The sequence below is a fragment of the Caballeronia sp. DA-9 genome, from assembly GCF_051615025.1.
In the GTDB taxonomy this organism is placed as follows: domain Bacteria; phylum Pseudomonadota; class Gammaproteobacteria; order Burkholderiales; family Burkholderiaceae; genus Caballeronia; species Caballeronia sordidicola.
Map to the genome: position 1 here is coordinate 2,823,266 of NZ_CP195133.1, position 18,996 is coordinate 2,842,261.

General features: G+C 58.9%; 13 protein-coding genes. 1 reads left to right on the forward strand and 12 read right to left on the reverse strand.

Translation table 11 applies throughout. The annotated features are described in order from the left end of the window. Window positions 1-598: 598 nt before the first annotated feature. The 10 genes from ACRWA7_RS29155 to ACRWA7_RS29200 all read right to left on the reverse strand — a co-directional run bounded on the left by ACRWA7_RS29155 (window position 599) and on the right by ACRWA7_RS29200 (window position 13,584). A complete protein-coding gene (locus ACRWA7_RS29155; RefSeq protein WP_060856802.1) occupies window positions 599-1,765 on the reverse strand; it encodes a glycosyltransferase family 4 protein in 1,167 nt (388 codons plus the stop codon). A gap of 53 nt (window positions 1,766-1,818) precedes the next feature. Next, window positions 1,819-3,021: a glycosyltransferase family 4 protein gene (locus tag ACRWA7_RS29160; RefSeq protein WP_438393930.1), complete on the reverse strand. Its 1,203-nt coding sequence runs from the start codon at window positions 3,019-3,021 to the stop codon at window positions 1,819-1,821. Further along, the gene (locus ACRWA7_RS29165) at window positions 3,018-4,547 is read right to left on the reverse strand and encodes a glucose-6-phosphate isomerase (RefSeq protein ID WP_438393933.1); all 1,530 of its coding nucleotides are present in this window, start codon (window positions 4,545-4,547) and stop codon (window positions 3,018-3,020) included. The genes ACRWA7_RS29160 and ACRWA7_RS29165 overlap by 4 nt, the downstream gene beginning before the upstream one ends. 3 nt (window positions 4,548-4,550) lie before the next feature. Next, complete coding sequence (locus tag ACRWA7_RS29170; protein WP_060856907.1) at window positions 4,551-5,690, reverse strand: glycosyltransferase; 1,140 nt, start codon at window positions 5,688-5,690, stop codon at window positions 4,551-4,553. A gap of 56 nt (window positions 5,691-5,746) precedes the next feature. Beyond that, window positions 5,747-6,733 carry a glycosyltransferase family 2 protein gene (locus ACRWA7_RS29175; protein ID WP_438396822.1) on the reverse strand — a complete coding sequence of 329 codons (987 nt, stop codon included), beginning with the start codon at window positions 6,731-6,733 and terminating at the stop codon, window positions 5,747-5,749. A 27-nt stretch (window positions 6,734-6,760) separates the two neighbouring features. After that, window positions 6,761-8,986 carry a polysaccharide biosynthesis tyrosine autokinase gene (locus ACRWA7_RS29180; RefSeq protein ID WP_438396824.1) on the reverse strand — a complete coding sequence of 742 codons (2,226 nt, stop codon included), beginning with the start codon at window positions 8,984-8,986 and terminating at the stop codon, window positions 6,761-6,763. Window positions 8,987-9,018: 32 nt separating this feature from the next. Next, window positions 9,019-10,194 (reverse strand): polysaccharide biosynthesis/export family protein, encoded by a 1,176-nt coding sequence (locus ACRWA7_RS29185; protein WP_060856798.1) that lies wholly within the window; start codon window positions 10,192-10,194, stop codon window positions 9,019-9,021. Further along, entirely contained in the window at window positions 10,188-10,643 is a 456-nt protein-coding gene (locus ACRWA7_RS29190) for a low molecular weight protein-tyrosine-phosphatase (RefSeq protein ID WP_438393937.1), read from the reverse strand. Before ACRWA7_RS29190 ends, ACRWA7_RS29185 begins: the two co-directional genes overlap by 7 nt. Before the next feature lie 127 nt (window positions 10,644-10,770). After that, the gene (locus ACRWA7_RS29195; protein WP_438393940.1) at window positions 10,771-12,162 is read right to left on the reverse strand and encodes a UDP-glucose dehydrogenase family protein; all 1,392 of its coding nucleotides are present in this window, start codon (window positions 12,160-12,162) and stop codon (window positions 10,771-10,773) included. A 51-nt stretch (window positions 12,163-12,213) separates the two neighbouring features. Continuing rightward, complete coding sequence (locus tag ACRWA7_RS29200; protein ID WP_438393941.1) at window positions 12,214-13,584, reverse strand: undecaprenyl-phosphate glucose phosphotransferase; 1,371 nt, start codon at window positions 13,582-13,584, stop codon at window positions 12,214-12,216. Window positions 13,585-14,051: 467 nt separating this feature from the next. On the opposite strand from ACRWA7_RS29200, the gene ACRWA7_RS29205 reads away from it, so the two are divergent. Further along, the gene (locus ACRWA7_RS29205; protein ID WP_438393944.1) at window positions 14,052-15,557 is read left to right on the forward strand and encodes a mannose-1-phosphate guanylyltransferase/mannose-6-phosphate isomerase; all 1,506 of its coding nucleotides are present in this window, start codon (window positions 14,052-14,054) and stop codon (window positions 15,555-15,557) included. Between the two features lie 80 nt (window positions 15,558-15,637). Here the strand turns inward: ACRWA7_RS29205 and ACRWA7_RS29210 are convergent, their stop codons facing one another. After that, entirely contained in the window at window positions 15,638-16,597 is a 960-nt protein-coding gene (locus tag ACRWA7_RS29210; RefSeq protein WP_060856792.1) for a transposase, read from the reverse strand. 385 nt (window positions 16,598-16,982) lie between these two features. Continuing rightward, complete coding sequence (locus ACRWA7_RS29215; protein ID WP_438393945.1) at window positions 16,983-18,005, reverse strand: ADP-heptose--LPS heptosyltransferase; 1,023 nt, start codon at window positions 18,003-18,005, stop codon at window positions 16,983-16,985. Between the last annotated feature and the right edge of the window lie 991 nt (window positions 18,006-18,996).

Below are 18,996 nucleotides of genomic sequence, written 5' to 3' on the forward strand. Positions count from 1 at the left end.
GGGACTTCATTTCTTTTTCCAACGGCGAAAAAGAAACGAAGCAAAGAAAACGCCTTCCAACCGCTAATTCTTAAGGAGCCCGAGCGTGCACGGACATCTGCTTGGGACTTCAAAAGAACGCTCAGCGCATAACTCCGCACAGTTGAAACCCTCCCGCTCCGTTTACGGCTACCCACACGCTTCGCCACCAGTGTGAGTAGCCGTTAAACAGAAAAGCGCGGCGCACGTCGCGCGCCGGTTTGCGTGCTTGCACGCAAACGCGGTGTTTGGCCGTGGCGGTTTCGTGGGGCTGTGTGCTTGCCCGAGAGCACTAGTGGCGAAGCGTGTGGATGTAGGGGTTCGGAGGGGAAGGGTTTCAAGTGTTCGTGGTTTTACGCTGAGGGTTCTTTTGAAGTCCCAAGCAGATGTATGTGCACGCTCGGGCTCCTTAAGAATTAGCGGTTGGAAGGCGTTTTCTTTGCTTCGTTTCTTTTTCGCCGTTGGAAAAAGAAATGAAGTCCCGCCACGGACAGTGGCTAACAGTGCTAAAGAGGAACAACGAGCAGGGAACGCGCAAAGCCCTAAAAAGCAGGTCCCTACCCCACCCCACCACGCCCCTCTAATGCAAAACCCCCACCTCAATAGCTTCGCTATAAACAGAAGCCACCCGCCGAGCGATAACCGGCGTATCGAAATTCGCCTTGGCATATGCCCGACATGCCTGCTCGCTTGGCAAAACAAGCGACCCATCGAGTGCACCGATCAACCCGTCAGCAATAGCATCAACGCCAGTAGAAGCCAACACAAGATTCCCTGACAATGGCGCCACCGCCTCCGGCAACCCGCCCACCGGCGTCACAAGCACCGGCGTCCCCGAGGCCAGTGACTCCACCGTAATCAACCCAAACCCCTCAAGCGCCACAGTCGGCACAATACTCACATCCGCCGCCCGATAAAGCGCCGCCAAATGCCGATCCGGCACGAATCCCAGAAGACGCACGTTATCGTCGAGATCAGCGTCCGTGATGCGCGCCTGCAGCTCCTCAGCCAACCGCCCCTTCCCCGCGATCAGCAATAACACGTCCGGCTGCTTCGCCTTCACGCGCTTCATCGCTTCAATCAGATCCTCCAGCCCCATGCGCCGCACGAGCCGCCGCACAGCCAGCACGACCGGACGATCCTGCGGCAACTGCAAGCGCCGCCGCGCATCGGCACGGCTTAACGGCAAGTTGAACTGCGAGACATCGACACATCCCGGCACCACGCGAATCCGCTCAGCAGGTATGGAATAACGCGACTGCAAGATCTCGCCAAATGCCTCCGATAAAACAATCAGCCGCGTAGAACGCGCATACACACGCTGCTCAAGCATGCGCTTGGTTCGTTGTCCAATGGAATCCGCGCCCTCCACATGACTCTCGTCAGCCCACGGCCCCTGGAAATGCGAAACCTGCGGAATGCCACGGGTCACATCGAGACCAGGGAACGTGTAAAGCGCGAAATGCGACGAGACCACGTCAGGCCGCTCACGGCTCAACGAAGCGCGCAACGCACGGCGCGCCGCCATCAAGCGGCGCGGCAACGACTGCGCCGCCGGGCCGAAACCGCGAATGGCACCCTCGGTATCGGCGGCAACCCGCGCCGACCCGGCAACCACGCCTCGCACCGTGACGCCCGCACCCGGCAACGCGCCAACCAGCGTGTGATACATGCGGTCCAGACCGCCCGCGCGCTCAGGAAACCAATGCATCCCGATCTGCAGCGACTTGATGGCTTGTGTGCTCATATCACCGACCCCGCTCAATAATGTTAATGAATAACGACAGCGCCGGAAGCACGCTATACGGCCTTCGCGGCTCCGCCTTCGACCTGCTGGACATCGCTCGATGTTGCCGTGGCACCCGCCTGATTCGCAAAGCCGCGATACAAATCCAGATAGCGCCGCGCCATTCGCGCCCAGCCGAACTGATCAGCCAGCAAGCGGGCGGCAGCGCCCATTTCGCGGCGCAAATCCGGCGCATCGGCGAGTTTGGCAATCGCTCCCGCGAGCGCGGTTGCATCGTCTGGATCATCAAGCACGATGCCGCAATCCGTGTCGATAATCTCCGCCCCGCCTGCCGTCTTCGCCGTGATGATCGGCAAGCCGGCCGCGAGCGCTTCGAGCAGCGACAGGCTCATGGCTTCGTATCGCGAGGGAAAGACGAAGGCATCGACCGAATGCATGAGCGTTGGCATGTTCTTCACAAGTCCAAGAAAATGCACGCGCTCGCCAATGCCAAGCGCCTTGGCTTCTTCGGGATAGGGACTGCCCGGAATGTAGCCGGCGACCGCCAGATGAACGTTGGATGGAAGCTGCAACAGCGCTTTCATAACGGTATCGAGGTTCTTGCGCGGTGTGCGCAGGTCGCCAACGAAAAGGAGCAGACAGGCATCGCCGGGAAGCGAGAACGACGCCCGGTCGCTGCCCGCGCGCCGCGCCGCTACGAACGCGCTTGTGTCCACACCGTTATAGACGACTTCAATCCGTTCGCTATCCGTACCATTCGCACGAATCTCGACAGCCACCTTCTCCGACACCGCCGCAATGACCTTCGAGCGTTGATAGGCCCAATGTTCGAGCCTTGCGTTCACGCGGCTATAAAGAACCTGGTAAGCGGACCACAAGCCGCCGGTCAGTTTGAACGGATAATAAGGACTGCGCAGCCACCCGCCATGTACGAAGTGCGCGGTGTTCACATCGGCTCTGGCCCACGATATGAACCCATTCACATGCAACACGTCATATTCTTTTTTATGTTTCTTCAGCCATATCGCGGTCTTCAGCGCGAAAACCTGCTGCTTGAAAAGCTTTGTCGGCCAGAAGCGTCCGACCTTGATCTCAACCCACTTCAAACGCGGTTCGGCGGCCAGTTCCGGCGCCACGTGAGACGCGAGCAGCGTGACCTGATGGCCTTCCGCCAGCGCGGCACGCGCGATCTCATAGTTCACGCGGCCTTGCCCGTCGTTATGACGCACGACATGGGTGACGACGGCAATTCTCATCGGAGTGCCTTTTGTGGAATGGATTGTTCGAAGAGCGCGCGCGCCCGCCTCTTTTCGAGCCGCATGTGGTGGCGTGCGGCAAGGACGGAACACAGGCCCATGTAAAGGATCATTCCGCCAATCGACGTGAACGTGTTGGTGAAGACCAGCATGCCGACAATCGCAAACGCCACGCTCAACGAGGCTTGCGCGTATTTGTCGTCGCGCAGCGAGAACGAAGCGCGAAAGGCGCGCATCAGCAGCAGGCCAAGCCCCGCGAGATACATCAGCGAACCCGGCCAGCCGAGCACGAACGGCACGTTCATCACGCCGCTGTCGAAGCTGCCGTATTTGCCGAGGTCGCCGTTGGAACTCGACAGCTTGGTCGACGCGCCGGTCGCGCCGAATCCTTCGCCGGATACATCGGTGAAAGCGGTTTTGGCAAACGATGCGTAGAACTCGTTGCGCGCGGCGTAGCTGTTGTCGTCGCTGAGATTGGTGATCGACTGCAGGCGCGTCGCCATCTTGTCGGCGATCGGACCGAAGGTGAGCAGCGGCACGGAGAGCGCCACCAGCACCACCGCGCCAATCAAAATCCGCACGCGCACCTTGTTGCTTGCCTTGATCAGTTGCAACACCATGGCGATGACCCAGCCGCCCCATGTCGAGCGCACCATGCATAGTCCGAACGATATGAAACCAAGACCGCCCGCGAGCCAGCGCACGCTCTGCGTGCCGGCCATGGTGAAGGTGAGCGCGGCCATCATGGCGAGTGCGAACGGGCCTGATGAATTCATGGTGCTGAACACGCGCACGCCGAGGCGCACGGGGTCGCCCTGCGACGCCATTTGCGAACCGATCATCCACATGGCGTCCCACGCCGGCATGACGAAGAACTGCACGAGGCCGTAGCCGCCCATGAAGAGCATGCCCCAGATGAAGGTATCGAGGATCGCCTGGCGATACTTCGGATACTCGCGTGCATGGACCATGATATGAAAGCCGATCAGTACCGGATAGAGCCATGCAGCGAGGTCGTAGGTCGCCGCCATCGGGCCATTTGACATCACGCCGATCAAGTACGCATAGGCGAGCCCCAAAAGAATCAGGAGCACCGGCAAGCCGCGCCGCTCGGCAAGCACGCGGTAATGCCGCACGACGGTCAGCGCGCAGATCATGGTGACGACCACGGGCGCGATCTGGATCAGGCTGGTTGGCGTGAAGCCGCCCTTCGCGTAGTCGGCGAGGCGTCGCACTTCGGGACTCAGGAACCACTGCCACCACACGAAGCCGATGTACCGCGCGGGACTCTTGAAGTAAAGCCACACGCCAACCGCGGTCGATAAAAACGGAAACGCAAGCGTCAGGATCGTGCCCTGATGCGCAAGTATGAGCAGCAGCGTGAACGCCCAGAATCCGGTCTGCGGCACCCAATGTTTGGGGTCGTCGCGAAACAGGCCAAGGAATCCGGCACGCGCGGGCTTCCCGCCGTTCTCGATCAGATCGGCGATGAACTTCGGCGTGCGCGGTGCGGCCGGCGTGCTCATCGTTCAGTTTGCTCCACGCGAAGGCGCAACGTTGCCAATGTCCGCATGCAACGGAGCCTCAACCGGGCGCACCCTATGCATGAAGTCCTGCGTGATGCGCACATGCTGCATTGCAAATTGACGCGTGGTGTAATCGCGCGCCGCAAAATGACGGCTCGCCGCCTGCGCGCGCTGCAACGCAAGCGCGGGATTGGCGACGATTACATCAAGCGTTCGCTGCAACGCCTGCACGTCGTGCGGCGGCACATAGAACACATGTTCCGAGCCAAAATAATCGCGCAATGAACCGACGTCGGAGACAATCACCGGCTTGCCCAACGCGACCGCTTCCAGCACGACCGTAATACCCGATACATGCGTGTTATGCCGCAACGGCACGACGATCACATCGGCCCAGTCGTAGAGTTCACGCGCTGCCTTGAGACCAATGGCGGGCGCGATTTTCACATTGCCGGCATGCAGTTCCTTCGATACCCGCCGGCGCGTCGCTATGCGCACCTCATGCGCCGGATTCTGGCGGAATGCCTTCACGAGCGACTCCCAGTCGCGGTCGCGATCATTCCCAATCGCACCGATCCGAACGGGCGTGTTCGGTTGCCACGCAGCCGGTTCCAGCAGCGGGAAGTCGCGCGGATTGATGCCGTAGAAAACCTGTTGCACGTCACGCTTCAGATAGTCGCGCGCCATTTGTGCGTTCTCCGTGGCATGCGTGGTCAGTACATCGGCGCGTGCGAGCAGTTTCCTGTAAAAGAACTTTCTTAACGCGCCAAAACCCGCCCATTTATCGAAGAGCCAGACGCTTTGCGCGAGCAACATCGGATTGCCGCGCGCGCGTCCTTTTATCAAGAGCAACAATGCCGCCGATAAATGCTCGTGTTCCGTATGCGTCCACACCACATCCGAATTCAGTATCTCGGCGCGGTTGCGCCACGTATGGATGAAGTCGAAGCCGAGCGCCGCTTTTAATCCGCGTCTCACGAGACGCACGATCTTGTTCTCGGGTTCATCGCGGGAATACGTCAGCGCCAGTTCCGGCGACTCCGCATGGTGATACCCATAAAGGCAACCGATGTTCTCGCCCTTTCGATAAAACCGCGGGTCCGCGCCATAGAAAAGATGGACGTGGACCTTCGTCGGCTGCACGAAGGAAGTCTCCGCGTCGCCGTGCTGCTTGGTATTGCGGACTCTCGATACGCGGCTCATGCGGCTTTCGCTCCATCGGAATGGCCGCGCATGGCGAGCGCGTAGGCCGCAGGCTCGTGCTGCGCGTCGCGGCGGGCGTCGTGCGCGCCTCGACGCATGGAGCGATAACGCGTCCAGCAAGCGGTATCGCGGGTGCGCGCGAGCGCGAGCAGCGTGTGCGCGAATCCCGGCATCGCGCGCGTGCCGATGAGCGCGTACCAGTACCACGCAATGTGTCGCGCGACCGGCCCAAGATGTTCACGCAGCACCAGATGCACGTTGTATGCGGTGTCGGCGAGCGCGCCTAGCGTTTGTGCGTCGCGGCCGTTGTCATCGAAACGTTCTGCCGGGAAATGATCGACCGCGACGCGCGGATCGTAGACCATCTTCCAGCCCGTGCGCTTCACGCTCAAGCTGAACGACAAGTCGTTGCAAGGCTGCGCGCCCTTGCCTCGCAAGCGCGTATCGAAACGCAGACCGCCCACGGCCGCGCGCCGATAGATCATGTTGGCGCCCTTGAGCAACCAGACTTCGCGCGGCTCGCCAACGCCCAGGTGATGGTTGCCAATGACCTTGCCCGTGCGGCGGATCTGGCCGACTTCGGTCCGTGCGCCATCGAGCAACGCGCCGCGCTCGAAGACCCAGTCGCGGCCGCCCAGCGCGCCGAGCGAAGCATCGTTCGCGAACGCATGATCAATGCGCGCAAGCCAGTCGATGCGCGGCGCGGCGTCGTCGTCGGTGATCGCGACAATATCGCCACGCGCCGCATCGAGGCCACGATTCAACGCCGCAACCTGACCGCCCAGTCCTGTTTCGATCACGCGCAACTCGAACGGATTAGGCGCGGCCATTTCAGTTTCTATCGCGCAGTGCGTGGCCTCATCTTCAGGGCGAGCCACGATCAGCACTTCATTCGCCGGACGCGCTTGCGCACGCAACGCCGCGAGGCATCGCTGCAAATCGGTGGGACGGCGATACGTTGGAACCAGCACGGAGATGGTCAGGGTCGATGTCATGCGCGCTCCGATGCGTCAAACGTTCAGGTAGTCTTCAACCGCCGCATAGTGCCCGCGGTTATAGCCGCGCGAGCGCTGCGCCATGCCGTTCATGATCGCGCCGGCAAGCGGAATGCCCGCTGTACGCAAACGCCGGATGGCGTCGGAAATTTCCATTTCGTTGTGTGCGCCCGAGCGCATCACAAGGAAGTTGCTGCCCGACAGCTTGCCGATAATCGATGCATCCGTGACCGCGAGAACCGGCGGGGTATCGATGAAGACCACGTCATAGACACGCCCGAGGCCATCCAGATACTGCTGCAGGCGCGGCGACATCAGCAGTTCCGAAGGATTCTCCGGACGCTTGCCCGCAGGCATGAAACTGAGCAACGGCGTGCGCGTGGTGCGAATCGCCTGTTCGAGTCCAATGGTTCCGGCAAGCAGTTCAGCCAGTCCGTTCGCACGCTCGAGCCCGAACGAACGCTCAAGTTTGCCGCGCCGCATGTCGGCGTCGATCAGTAGCACTTTCTTGCCCGATGCCGCGAGCAGCACCGCCAAATTCACCGCCAGAAAACTCTTCCCCACGCCCGATGCCGGCCCCGTCAACATCACGGTGTGGTTGCGTGCTTCCATCAGCGTGAATTGCAGCGACGTGCGCAAGCTGCGCATGATTTCCACGCAGACATCGTTCGGGCGCATGGTCGCGAGAATTGGCAGGACACGATCGCGGTCGCGCTCGGTGCGCTTCGCTTCAGCGTCGAGCTTCACTTGTTCCACGCTCAACGGCACGAGCCCGATCAGCGGCAAACCTGCCAGACGCTCGACCTTGTCCGGGTCCACGATGCCCTTGAACATCGCGCGACGAAGGAACACAAAGCCCGTGCCAAGGATCACTCCCAGGATCACCGCAGCCGACATGATCAGCACTTTCTTCGGCTTGATCGGCGCACCCGGGCGCAGCGCGGCATCGACTATATGCACGTTGCCGCCCGTGCCCGCCTTCTGCACCGACAACTCCTGCACGCGGTTGAGCAGCAGCACGTAGATGTCTTCGGCCACTTTCGCGTCGCGTTGCAGCGACACGGCCTTCACTTCCGATGCCGGCAGGTTACGAAAGCGCTCGCCAAAACGCGCGCGCTCCGCTTCAAGCTGGCTCAACTGCTGCTGCGCGACAATCAATGCCGGATGCGCGCTGTTGTAGCGCTGGTTCAACGTTGCGATCTGCAACTTGAGCCCTGAGATTTGTGCTTCGTAGCTGATGCTGCCTTCGAGATAAACCTTGGCTTCATCGCTTGCATTGATTGAGCCGGATTTGCTTTGATACTCGGTGAGCGCAGCCTCCGCATGCTCCAGATCGCTCTTCAGACGTGGCTGCTCGCTCTTCAGGAACGCGAGCATTTTTTCGGCATCGGCTTGCTTGCTTTCTATGTGCTGATGCAGATACGAATCGGCCAGCGCGTTCGCAATTTCCGCAGCGCGCGCCGGGTCACCGTTTTCGAGCGATATCTGGATCACGCCCGTCGCCTTGCCCTGTTCCGCGACCGTGATGCCCGACTGAAACGAAGCGATGGCGTCGAGGTCGTTGGCACGGACCACCGTGAACCGCGTGCCCGGACGCGCGACCAGTTTCGCCACGTTGATGTTCACGCCATTGCCGCTTTCCATCGTGCCGACCGTGCCTTCAAGCAACTGACGTCCATCAGGCGTCGCGAGCGAATAACGCTTGTTGGCAAGCGCGGTCAGCGTGAGCTTCTGCCCTTCCAGCGGCTGGACGACTTCAATGGAATCGATCGCGGCCTGCTCGCCACCCCATGCGTAAGACGTCATGCCGAGCCACGGCTTCGAGGGCTTGCCTGGCGTCGCGAGACGCCCTGCGAGACTGCCCAGCAGCGGCACGGTCATCGGCGTCACGGAGAAATTGAGCTTGCACTGTGTGACGACCGGCGCGACCACGCCGCGGCTCTTGATGATCTCGATCTCCGCGTCGGTTGGCAGCGCGCCCGACGAATTGCCAATAGCCGCGCCGGTCTGCGTCTGCGTGAGCGCTTGCGACGTGTTGTCGGACTGCTCGACACGCACGTGAGCATCGGCGGAATACACAGGCTTGGCGACGTAGCAATATGCGCCCGCCGCGAGCACGATAAACGCTGCGATCCCGGCGAGCCACCAGATGTCGTCGATGATCACCTGCAGCAACTGCCCGAGAACGACGTCCTCTTCTTCTGTCTTGCCCTGATAGGAATGTGCTGGCGTGCTCACGATTCAATCCCGGTTGATTTGACGCGTCATGACGATCAGCGCGTCAGTTGCTTCAGGTAGAAGATGGTCTGCAACGTCGGCAGGACCTGGTTGACCAGACGGTTGAACTGCACCGAGCCGGCCGTGCCCACGTACACCACGTCGAGCGGTTGCAGCCGGAACTGCGTGGACAGCAGCAAGGAGTCCGGTTGGGTCAGGTCGAGCCTGTAGATATCGGGCGATTCAGGTTTCTCGCGCGCGCCGCGCACCACGTAGATCTGCCGCGCGTTCGCGTCGGTATCCAGAATGCCGCCGGCTTGCGTCAGCGCGTCAGCGATCGTGAGGCGGCCTTTCATCATCGACACAGGCAACGGCGTCTTGACTTCGCCCATCACGAACACGCGGCTGTCGGTACGGTCAGGAACGTTGACAATATCTCCGGCCTGAAGCATCACGTTCTGATCTATTTCGCCTCGATCGAGCACGCCATCCGCGTCGAGCTGATACAGCTTGCCGTTGCGCGTGAGGCGCACGCGCTGCAGGTCGGCGTCCGCCGTCGTGCCGCCGGAACGCGTGATGGCATCGACCAGCGTGAGCGGCACGTCGCTCATTGCAAGCGGCCCGGGCGCCTTTACTTCACCCGTCACCGACACCTTCTGGCTTCTGTACGCGAGTACGCGCACATCGACTTGAGGCTTTTTCAAATACGGCGACAAAGCCGCGGCAAGCTGATCGCGAATCTCGCCCGCGGTCTTGCCCGCCACGTGAACCTTGTTGAGAAACGGAAAGAAGATGGTGCCGTCGGGCGACACGGTCTGCCCGAACGGATCGGCCTGGCCCGGCAACGCCGTGGTGTACGGCTGCGCGAGCGCGCCGGCCACGGTTTGCGTGGTGTTGCCGCCCGCCGACAAGGTCTGCCCCTGCTGCGTGGTGAGCTCCGGATGATCCCACACGGTGATGCCAATAATGTCCTGCGGCGCCACGCGATAAACATACTGCGCAGGGTCGGCAAACCGCGCAGGCGGCAACGGCGCGGCTGTCGCCGGACGGTTCTGCTGCAGGATGACGTCGGCCGAAATCAGGCGCACCGGATAGGTCGCCGTCGGCGTGGGATCGTTGTCCTGCAGGCGCGATGTGTTCAGGCTATAACCTGGCAGAGCACCGCAAGCCGACAAAAAAGTCGTCAGCGAAAAGACCGCGGAAACAGTAAAAGCTAGAGACCGGTTCACCATATTTTATTCAGCCATCCCTGGACCAGACGTTCAATAAGCCCGAAGCTCTCGCGATAGGCGGTTTCATGGCGGCCATAAGGATCGGCCACTTCAGCGTCCTCCCACTTGCCGAGCAGATGCACCTTGCCGCGCGTGACCGGTTCCATCTCTTCAATCGCGGCGATGTGCTTGCGCTCGGGCACCAGAATCAGATCGACGGCGCGCGCCATGGCGCGATCGAGCTGGCGTGCTGCGTGCCCCGATGAATCGACATCGCGTTCCATCAGCAGGCGCGACATGGTTGAATCGATAGTGCGGCCCTCTTGCACAACGAGCCCCGCAGAGCTGAATTCGATCCCGCGTCTCGCATGCGTGGCTGTCGTCCGCGCCGAGTGCGCGCGAAACAGCATCTCGGCGACCGGACTCCGGCAGACATTCGCATGGCAGACAATCAAGACGCTTTGAAACATGTGAGCGGTGTCCTTGAACGAGACCGTGAGTGTGTCCAATAAAGCGGCGCATGGCGCGAACGCCGGGTCCTTGAACCGGTCATCGCGCTTCGCTCAAACTTGCTTTTTATGCTGCTTTTTAAGGCGTTTATGCGGTGACCGGCGACTTGGCCGCCTGCCGTACACCCCGCCCGATTGCGTGATATTCGATACCGATTTCGGCCATGGTTTCTGGCTCGTAAAGATTGCGGCCATCGAAAATGAGCGGTGTTTTCAGACGGCGTTTCATGCCGTCGAAGTCCGGGCTCTTGAACGCCTTCCACTCCGTCACGATGATCAATGCGTCCGCGCCGTCGAGCGTTTCGGCGTGGTCTTTTGCATAGCTCAAGCGTGAGAGCTGCTCGGGTGTATCGCGAAGATCGAGCGCAATGACACGCTGCGCTTCATCGGTCGCAACCGGATCATAGGCGCTGATTGTCGCGCCGCGTTCCAGCAATGCCGCGATCAATACGCGGCTCGGGGCGTCGCGCATGTCGTCGGTATTCGGCTTGAACGCGAGGCCCCACAGCGCAAATTTCTTGCCGCTCAGGTCATTGCCAAGGCGCGCGACGATCTTGTTCGCGAGGGTTTGTTTTTGAGCCTCGTTCACCGATGTCACGGCCTTCAGAATTTCCATCTGCTCGTCGTATTCGCCCGCCGTCTGAATCAGCGAGCGCACGTCCTTCGGAAAACACGAGCCGCCATAACCGCATCCCGCATACAGGAAGTCGTAGCCAATGCGCGGATCAGAGCCAATACCCCGGCGCACCGCTTCAATATCCGCGCCCACGCGATCAGCGAAATTCGCAAGTTCGTTCATGAACGAGATCCGCGTGGCAAGCATCGCGTTCGCTGCGTACTTGGTGAACTCGGCCGAGCGCACATCCATGTATAGCGTGCGTTCGTGATTGCGGTTGAACGGAGAATACAGGCGCTTCATGCGTTCGCGCGCGCGTTCGCCCGGGACGTCGTCGTCGCAACCCAGCACAATGCGATCGGGCCGCGTGAAGTCGTCGATAGCCGCGCCTTCCTTCAGGAATTCCGGATTCGATACCACCGAGAACATGTGCGATTCGCCGCGCTCGGCGAGTTCCTGATCGATCGCCGCCTTCACGCGGCGCGCCGTGCCGACCGGCACCGTGGATTTATCGACGATCACCTTGAAGTTGTTCATGTAGCGGCCAATGTCGCGCGCCGCCGCGAGCACGTACTTCAGGTCGGCGGAGCCGTCTTCGTCCGAGGGCGTACCCACTGCAATGAACAGCACTTCGCCGTGCTCGACCGCGGCTTTCACATCGGTGGAAAACGTCAGGCGTCCCGCTGCGCGATTACGTGCGATGACTTCCTGCAAGCCTGGTTCATGGATCGGCACGCCGCCGCCGTTGAGGATGGCGATCTTGCGTTCGTCGAGGTCGAGACAGAAGACGTCGTTGCCAATATCGGCGAGGCACGCGCCCGTCACGAGGCCTACATAGCCGCTTCCAATGATGGTGAGTTTCATAGCACGCGCTCCAGGGTTGGCAAGTTGTTCAAGCGTTCTTGGTTGATTGTTTTAATAAGCGTTCGCACCGGCGAAACCCTTCCACAAGGTCATCGCGACAATCTTCATGTCGAGTCCGAAGGTCCAGTGCTGCATGTAGTACAGATCGAGTTTCACGCGCCCCATCATCTTTTCAATGCGGTCGGTCTCGCCGCGAAAACCGTTCACTTGCGCCCATCCGGTAATGCCGGGTTTGATGCGATACCGGTACATGTAGCCCTTCACGAGGTCCTTGTAGATGTCGTCGTGTTCGAGCGCATGCGGGCGGGGTCCGACGACCGACATCTCGCCGCGCAGCACGTTGATGAACTGCGGCAGTTCGTCGAGGCTCGTACGCCGCAGGAATGCGCCCACGCGCGTCACGCGTTTGTCGCCCTTCCTTGCCTGCGTCACGTGCCCCGCCGTTTCCTTGTGAACGCGCATGGAGCGGAACTTGTAGATCTCGAACTCGTTACCGTCTATGCCCTTGCGTTTTTGCTTGAAGAAAACCGGCCCCGGCGACGACAGCTTCACGGCCACCGCGAGCACGATCATCAGCGGCGCGAGACTCAGCAGCACGACTGCTGCAAACATCCGGTCAAAGACGCGCTTGGGCAGCACCTTCAAATCCGTAATCGGCGACGCCGCCAGATTGATCGCCGGCACACCAAGCAAATCCACCACGGCGTGATTGAAGAACGACAGGCTGCGCACGTCGGGGATAAAGCGGATGTTCACGAAGTCATCGCGGAACTCGGCGACGAGTTTGTGAATGGTCCGTTCCTGCGAAATCGGCAAGGCAAGCCATAGCTCACGAATCGCGCGGCGGCGAACCAGTTGCGTGAGGTCGGCCAGATCGCGGCTGACCGGCACGCCCGCAAGGGTTTCTTCAGCAAGAGCCTCGTCAAATACGTACACCGGGCGGAAACCCGCTTCTGGTCGGCTGCGCATCTGCTCGATCAGGAACTGTCCGTAGGGCGCCGCGCCCACAATGGCGACCGCCTTCTGGTTGAAGCCTTCACGCCGCAGCGACTTGAGCGTGGCGTGCACGGCCGCCTTCGAAATCATGAGCAGCGCGGCAGCGGCCACGCCCCAGTAAAGCAACCACAAACGCGACAACAAATCCGCACGGTGTACGCTGAAGGTCAGCAGGACGCCCGCGCCCTCCACCATCAGCCACGCTACCGTCACGCGTAACAGGAGGTCGTAGACGGGCTTGCCGCGCCATGACTTATAGATTCCGAACGACGGGAACGTCATGATCACCAGCACGCAATTGAATGCAAGCAGCGTGCTTTGCATGTCATCCAGCCATACCGCATTTCCCGCGTGCAGCGACGCGGCGAGCCACGCGCCCAGCGCGACCATCGCTATGTCGATCATTCTCGAAAGCACGCTCAACATGTTGGACACCTCGGGTGGAAATCCCAGGGCGGTGGCACAGCTTCGCCAAATGGTTCGCCACACGCCTTGGTACATACCCGTATAAGGCTGGAATTAAATTCATGCTGCAACCGCAAAATAATGCGCGAATTAATTCCAGTTTTTAACCGATTTATTTTTGTCACGAGAGGGATTGAATTGCGCGTTGAGCGTCGTAAGCCATGAGGGCAAGAGGATTTTTTGTCGTTGCCGAGGACCGCCGGAAGGCTTGTTCAGAAAGGCTTTCAGCAAGTCATCCAGCAATTATTTTTCGAGAAAAAATTCTCGAAGCGTAAGAAAAAAATTCATCTCCCCGGTCCGTTACGTTTAATGACGCTCTTACCGGTTTGCATATGGTTATCGATTATTTTCTGGTTTTTTGATTTATCGCCTATTAACTACGTGCTAAAAATTGCAATACCCGTTCAAGCTCAAGGAGTCACCCCTTCATGACCGCCATCGATACAACCCTTGTCAGCGCTCCGCACACGCCTGCCGCATTGGAAACCAGGCTGAGAATCCAGCCGGTCATCCTGGCCGGTGGCGCGGGAACCCGCCTGTGGCCCATGTCGCGCGAGCATTTTCCGAAACAGTTGATCGGCCTGATCGGCGACCAGTCGCTGTTGCAATCGACGGCGCAAAGGCTGGACGGCCTGACATACGGCACGGCGCGCGTCGACAATGCGATCATCGTGTGCGGCGAGGATCATCGCTTCACGACCGCCGATCAGTTGCGCTCCGCCGCCGCCAAGGCGGACCTCCTGCTCGAACCGGTCGCGCGCAACACCGCGCCTGCGCTGACCGTCGCCGCCATGCACGCGCTGTCCGCTGGCGGCGACGCCATCCTCGTTGTCATGCCTGCGGATCACGTTGTTACGGATAGCGAAGCATTTCACAAGGCAATCGGCGCGGGGGCCAAATGCGCGGAAGACGGAGCGATCGTCACGATGTGCATTGTGCCGACGCATGCGGAAACGGGATACGGGTATATCAAGGTTGGGCAACAGATGCTTGGTTCGGGCGCATGGCCGCTCGAAAAGTTCGTGGAAAAACCGCATCTCGAACTTGCGCGCCAGTATGTGAGCTCGGGCGAATACTGGTGGAATGCGGGGATTTTTATCGTGCGTGCATCCGTGTGGCTCAAAGCCATCGAGCACTTCCAGCCGGCCATTCACGCCGCCTGCCGCGCCGCCTGCGACGCGGGCACGCGCGACGGCGAGTTCTTCCGTCTCGACAAGGACGCGTTCGCGGCTTCGCCTTCGGATTCCATCGACTACGCGGTGATGGAACAACTTGCCGCCGATCAAAGCATCTGCGCGGGCGCCGTTGTGCCGCTTAACGCGGGCTGGTCCGACGTCGGTTCATGGGACGCAATCTGGAAGATCCTGCCGAAAGACAGCGAGGAAAACGTCGCGCGCGGCCGCGTGATGTTCCAGGGTTCCACATCGACCTATGCGCATTCCGAAGGACGCCTGATTGCCTGCGTGGGAACGCACAACCTGGTGATCGTTGAAACCGCGGATGCCATTCTCGTCGCGGACAAGGCGTGCGTGCAGGACGTGAAGGCCATAGTCGGGCGCATCAAGGCGGAGCAAGGCAAGGAAGCGGCGGATCACCGCAAGGTGCACCGGCCGTGGGGCCATTACGATTCCGTCGATAACGGCGAGCGTTTTCAGGTGAAACGCATTGTGGTGAAACCGGGCGCGCGGTTGTCGCTGCAAATGCATCATCACCGCGCGGAACATTGGGTCGTGGTGCGTGGCACGGCGCTCGTGACGCGTGGCAAGGAAGAGTTCATTCTCGCCGAGAACGAGTCCATCTATATTCCGATTGGCGTGCAACATCGACTGGAGAATCCGGGAAAGATGCCGCTCGAGATCATTGAAGTGCAGTCGGGCACGTATCTGGGCGAGGACGATATCGTCCGTTTCGACGATAAATACGGCCGGCAATAAAGAGCGCCATGCGGTGCGCGATTTCAGCGCGCCGCATGGCGTGACGTATTACTTCTTCATTATTGCCAACGCGTGACGATCTATCCCTGCACGTCGGCCAAGCTCCGGACTTCAACCGGTGTGGCGCGTTCGCCTTGCGGCACATGATTCAAAGCCTCGGCGGACGCCGTTTCAGGCGTGGCAAGTTGCACATCGTCCGAGTCGGCCTGCCCCGGATGCGTGATTCGTGTGGACTGCGACGCGATCCATCTACGCGACCAATCGAGCGCGTAAGCCGCCGCTTCCTCGGCGATGCCGTATCGCGGTCCTATCAGACCTGAACGCTCCACGCGCCGCCCATCCTTGACGATCTCGGCCCAGCCGCGAAACATGCTGCCCGCGACGGGACGCGCGATGGCATAGATGGTGTAGCCGTGACCGTCGTGAACCGGGGTGCAGTCCGGTTCGAAAGCCATGGGTACGGGGTCAAGCGGACGTCCCACGCTGCGCGAAGCGTCGTAATACGCCGCTCGCGGCACGTTCATGATCATTGCCTTTCGACTAGCGGACAGCGGCACGGGCGCATTGGCGCGCGCGATGTCGTGCGCTTCCGGCAAGCGGCGCGGCACGGCGGCGAACAGTGCATCCACCGCGTTCGCACCGCGGCCGTCGCCAGCGCCCCACGACTCCGGGTTCTGCCAGAACACGCCGCGAAGGCGATCGCATTCATATGCGGTTTGCGCCTGGCGCTGCGGCGCTTCCACCGGCACGGTTGGAACGATGGCGAACGACCGGCCGCGTGCAGCGAGCCGCGTCACCATTTCAATCAGCGTGCCATCCATTTGCCAGTCGTTGAAACGCCGGCGGCAGGTCGGCACGGTTGGATAGTGACTGGGAAGCTTCGACCATGTGTCGCCAGTCGTGAGAATCCACAGCACCGCGTTCACGATAGTGCGCGGATGTGCGCGCGGCCGTCCCCGACGATGTTCACGGATTTCGCCTTCGGCCACAAGCGGCGCAATCAGCGCCCACTCTTCATTGCTGAGTTCGTCGAAAAACATTGGGTTGCTCCATGCAGTCGGACCGCGCTGCGAATGTTGAACCGAGCGTAAGGAGTGAAATTAGGTGAAAATCACTCGCACCACGCTGAATCAAGAAATTCGAAGTGTTCGCAAACGTTTGCTAAAAACAACAAATTGGTGCATGCGAAAAGGCTTTCAATCTGCGCCGTGGTGCAAAACCGGTTCATTGCGGCGCACGATCCACCCTTTGTCATAGGGTATGAAGAATACGTGCAGGAAGCATACCATCCTAATGGTTTGCCCGAATATGACAAAGCAGTAGATTTTCAGCGACCTATATCATTTTTAATTCTTACAATTATAGGTAATTTATTCCGAATCCACGTCGAAGCTTTGAGGTATGCACTTAACAAATGTTAAGTAGTTACCTAAAAAAACGATCTGCACTCAGCGCGTTATATGCACGCTCGATCAGTTCTATATCTTTCGTCCGATTGCTTGCATGGATACCTGCTAATTGCGGAAGCGATAGATCTATCGAATGACAATGCGGGTAGTCGCGCACACGCAAGTCCGGCGCAATTGTGGTGAAAAACGCTGTAGTGGGAATGTCGAATCCGGCAGCTATGTGCAGCGCGGCTGTGTCGGGCGTGACCACGTAACGCGCGCCCTTTATCCAAGCGATGAAATGCGCCGTGTCGGGTGAACGTGGCGTGAGATCAGTGTAATGGGCGTGGTCGATCGCGCCAAACCCCGCCACAGGGAGCCTGAAGTGTTGCCACAGCGCTTCAGCTAGACGCGCGCGCTGCGACACCGGGATACTCCGTACCGGAGTGCTAGCGGTGGGACACAGCAGCACATATTCGCCGTTGATTACTTGCGGGGTCGGTAGGCTTATGCCCTTGAGCCATTGGTTGCGCTTACGTTCGGCAGAAATTGATTGGGGCGTTATACCCATTGCATCAATAAAAAAATCGATCATCGGCAACTCAGCGAATTTCGGCCAAAACAAATGGTTACCGATATCGATGCGTAACTCCCCTTGCGCCAGCGGGTAGAGTTTAACGGGCAAGTCGACAATAGTTCCTAATAACGGCGAAGCAAGTTCATAAAGCTGCTTTACAAATTTGGCCGTATGTCGCGGCCGAAAAATCTTAAAGGAAATATTCGGAAAATTTGCCTTAATCGCGAGAAGCGCGGTTATTCCGACAATAGAATCCCCAAGCGTCACGCCCATGCCATTTATTACTATTACCTGCGATATAAACGCATAATCAAGTCTGAACGCAGCCAGCGCCGCGTTGAAAATTCCATTTGAAAGTCCGAGCGCCCGGTAGCCGGTCATCGGTCCATTCGAAAATTCGAGATCGTAAGGCGCCACAATTTTGCCATCAAGTGAAAGCAAAGACCCCAGATTACTAATTGCGGAAACATCGTCAAGTGGCATCTCAGATAATCCAGTCTAGTTGTGAAAAAAACAGAAAAACTGATGGCTCAAATAGTCAAGCTCTTAACATTAGAACGTAACTCTTACCGGAAAGCATTATTTAAGCTGCATAATACTACGCCGCAAGTGTCACAGTTGGGAGAAGTTCCTGCACGGTCTGACGCAATCAAAAACTGAGTGTTACTCGACACCACGTAGAACTCTATGTATCACGCAAGTTTGCAACTTTAACCGGCCTGTTTACAGCGACGACATCATGAGGACAGCTTTTTCTGGTAATCAGCAGTTCGTTAATCCGGAGGCCGCCACGCCTGCGCGACGATTCAAATGAGTAGATTTCGATTCAGCACAGTATTGACACCTCCCTTGTCAGTTCGTCGTTCTTGACCGCTTTACCCGACGACTAAGACATGCTATAAAATACAAGAGAATAGTAGGTTTCAAGATCAGCATAAAGCCAACGGCTCGGTCTAAACCGAAGTTTAAAAGCGTTCAACAATAATCCCTGCACCTCTACACGCGATTGCAAAAATAAATAGCCAGTGGCTTTACGGAAAGACCAGGCTTAGAAGGAAGTAACCACTCAGTTACACAGACGACAGCATGCGTCTCATCGCAATCATGTTTAAGTCGTTCACGAGGTCAGTCAAAACAGTTTACTTCCAACGGTCATTGGGGAATCGGTGAATTAAAAAATTCTATGAATCTACGGTAATCTATTTTTTGAATTTGCAAGATTTTATCGCTCAGGCGAACACAAAGCAGAAGCTTAATCAACGATCGAGCTTGCGTTCTCACTTACGAATGTGTGTTGATGCTAGCCACCGCTATAAAATCGGCAGCAATTCGGGCGTCTTTGATAGCAAGCAACAAATACAGTTATTCAAAAAGCGATTCGAGACTTGCCCCCGCACAACTCCGACTTTGAAAGTCATTTCACAGCTACTCGCTGACCTCGATAGAGCCCTTGTCCTGCGGCGGCACGTCATAA

What these genes read in the sequence shown, in the direction of transcription:
- ACRWA7_RS29160 (WP_438393930.1), bottom strand. Translation starts at nt 3,021, where the DNA reads ATGAGAATTGCCGTCGTCACCCATGTCGTGCGTCATAACGACGGGCAA.
- ACRWA7_RS29155 (WP_060856802.1), bottom strand. Translation starts at nt 1,765, where the DNA reads ATGAGCACACAAGCCATCAAGTCGCTGCAGATCGGGATGCATTGGTTT.
- ACRWA7_RS29215 (WP_438393945.1), bottom strand. Translation starts at nt 18,005, where the DNA reads ATGCCACTTGACGATGTTTCCGCAATTAGTAATCTGGGGTCTTTGCTT.
- ACRWA7_RS29165 (WP_438393933.1), bottom strand. Translation starts at nt 4,547, where the DNA reads ATGAGCACGCCGGCCGCACCGCGCACGCCGAAGTTCATCGCCGATCTG.
- ACRWA7_RS29185 (WP_060856798.1), bottom strand. Translation starts at nt 10,194, where the DNA reads ATGGTGAACCGGTCTCTAGCTTTTACTGTTTCCGCGGTCTTTTCGCTG.
- ACRWA7_RS29205 (WP_438393944.1), top strand. Translation starts at nt 14,052, where the DNA reads ATGACCGCCATCGATACAACCCTTGTCAGCGCTCCGCACACGCCTGCC.
- ACRWA7_RS29200 (WP_438393941.1), bottom strand. Translation starts at nt 13,584, where the DNA reads ATGTTGAGCGTGCTTTCGAGAATGATCGACATAGCGATGGTCGCGCTG.
- ACRWA7_RS29190 (WP_438393937.1), bottom strand. Translation starts at nt 10,643, where the DNA reads ATGTTTCAAAGCGTCTTGATTGTCTGCCATGCGAATGTCTGCCGGAGT.
- ACRWA7_RS29210 (WP_060856792.1), bottom strand. Translation starts at nt 16,597, where the DNA reads ATGTTTTTCGACGAACTCAGCAATGAAGAGTGGGCGCTGATTGCGCCG.
- ACRWA7_RS29195 (WP_438393940.1), bottom strand. Translation starts at nt 12,162, where the DNA reads ATGAAACTCACCATCATTGGAAGCGGCTATGTAGGCCTCGTGACGGGC.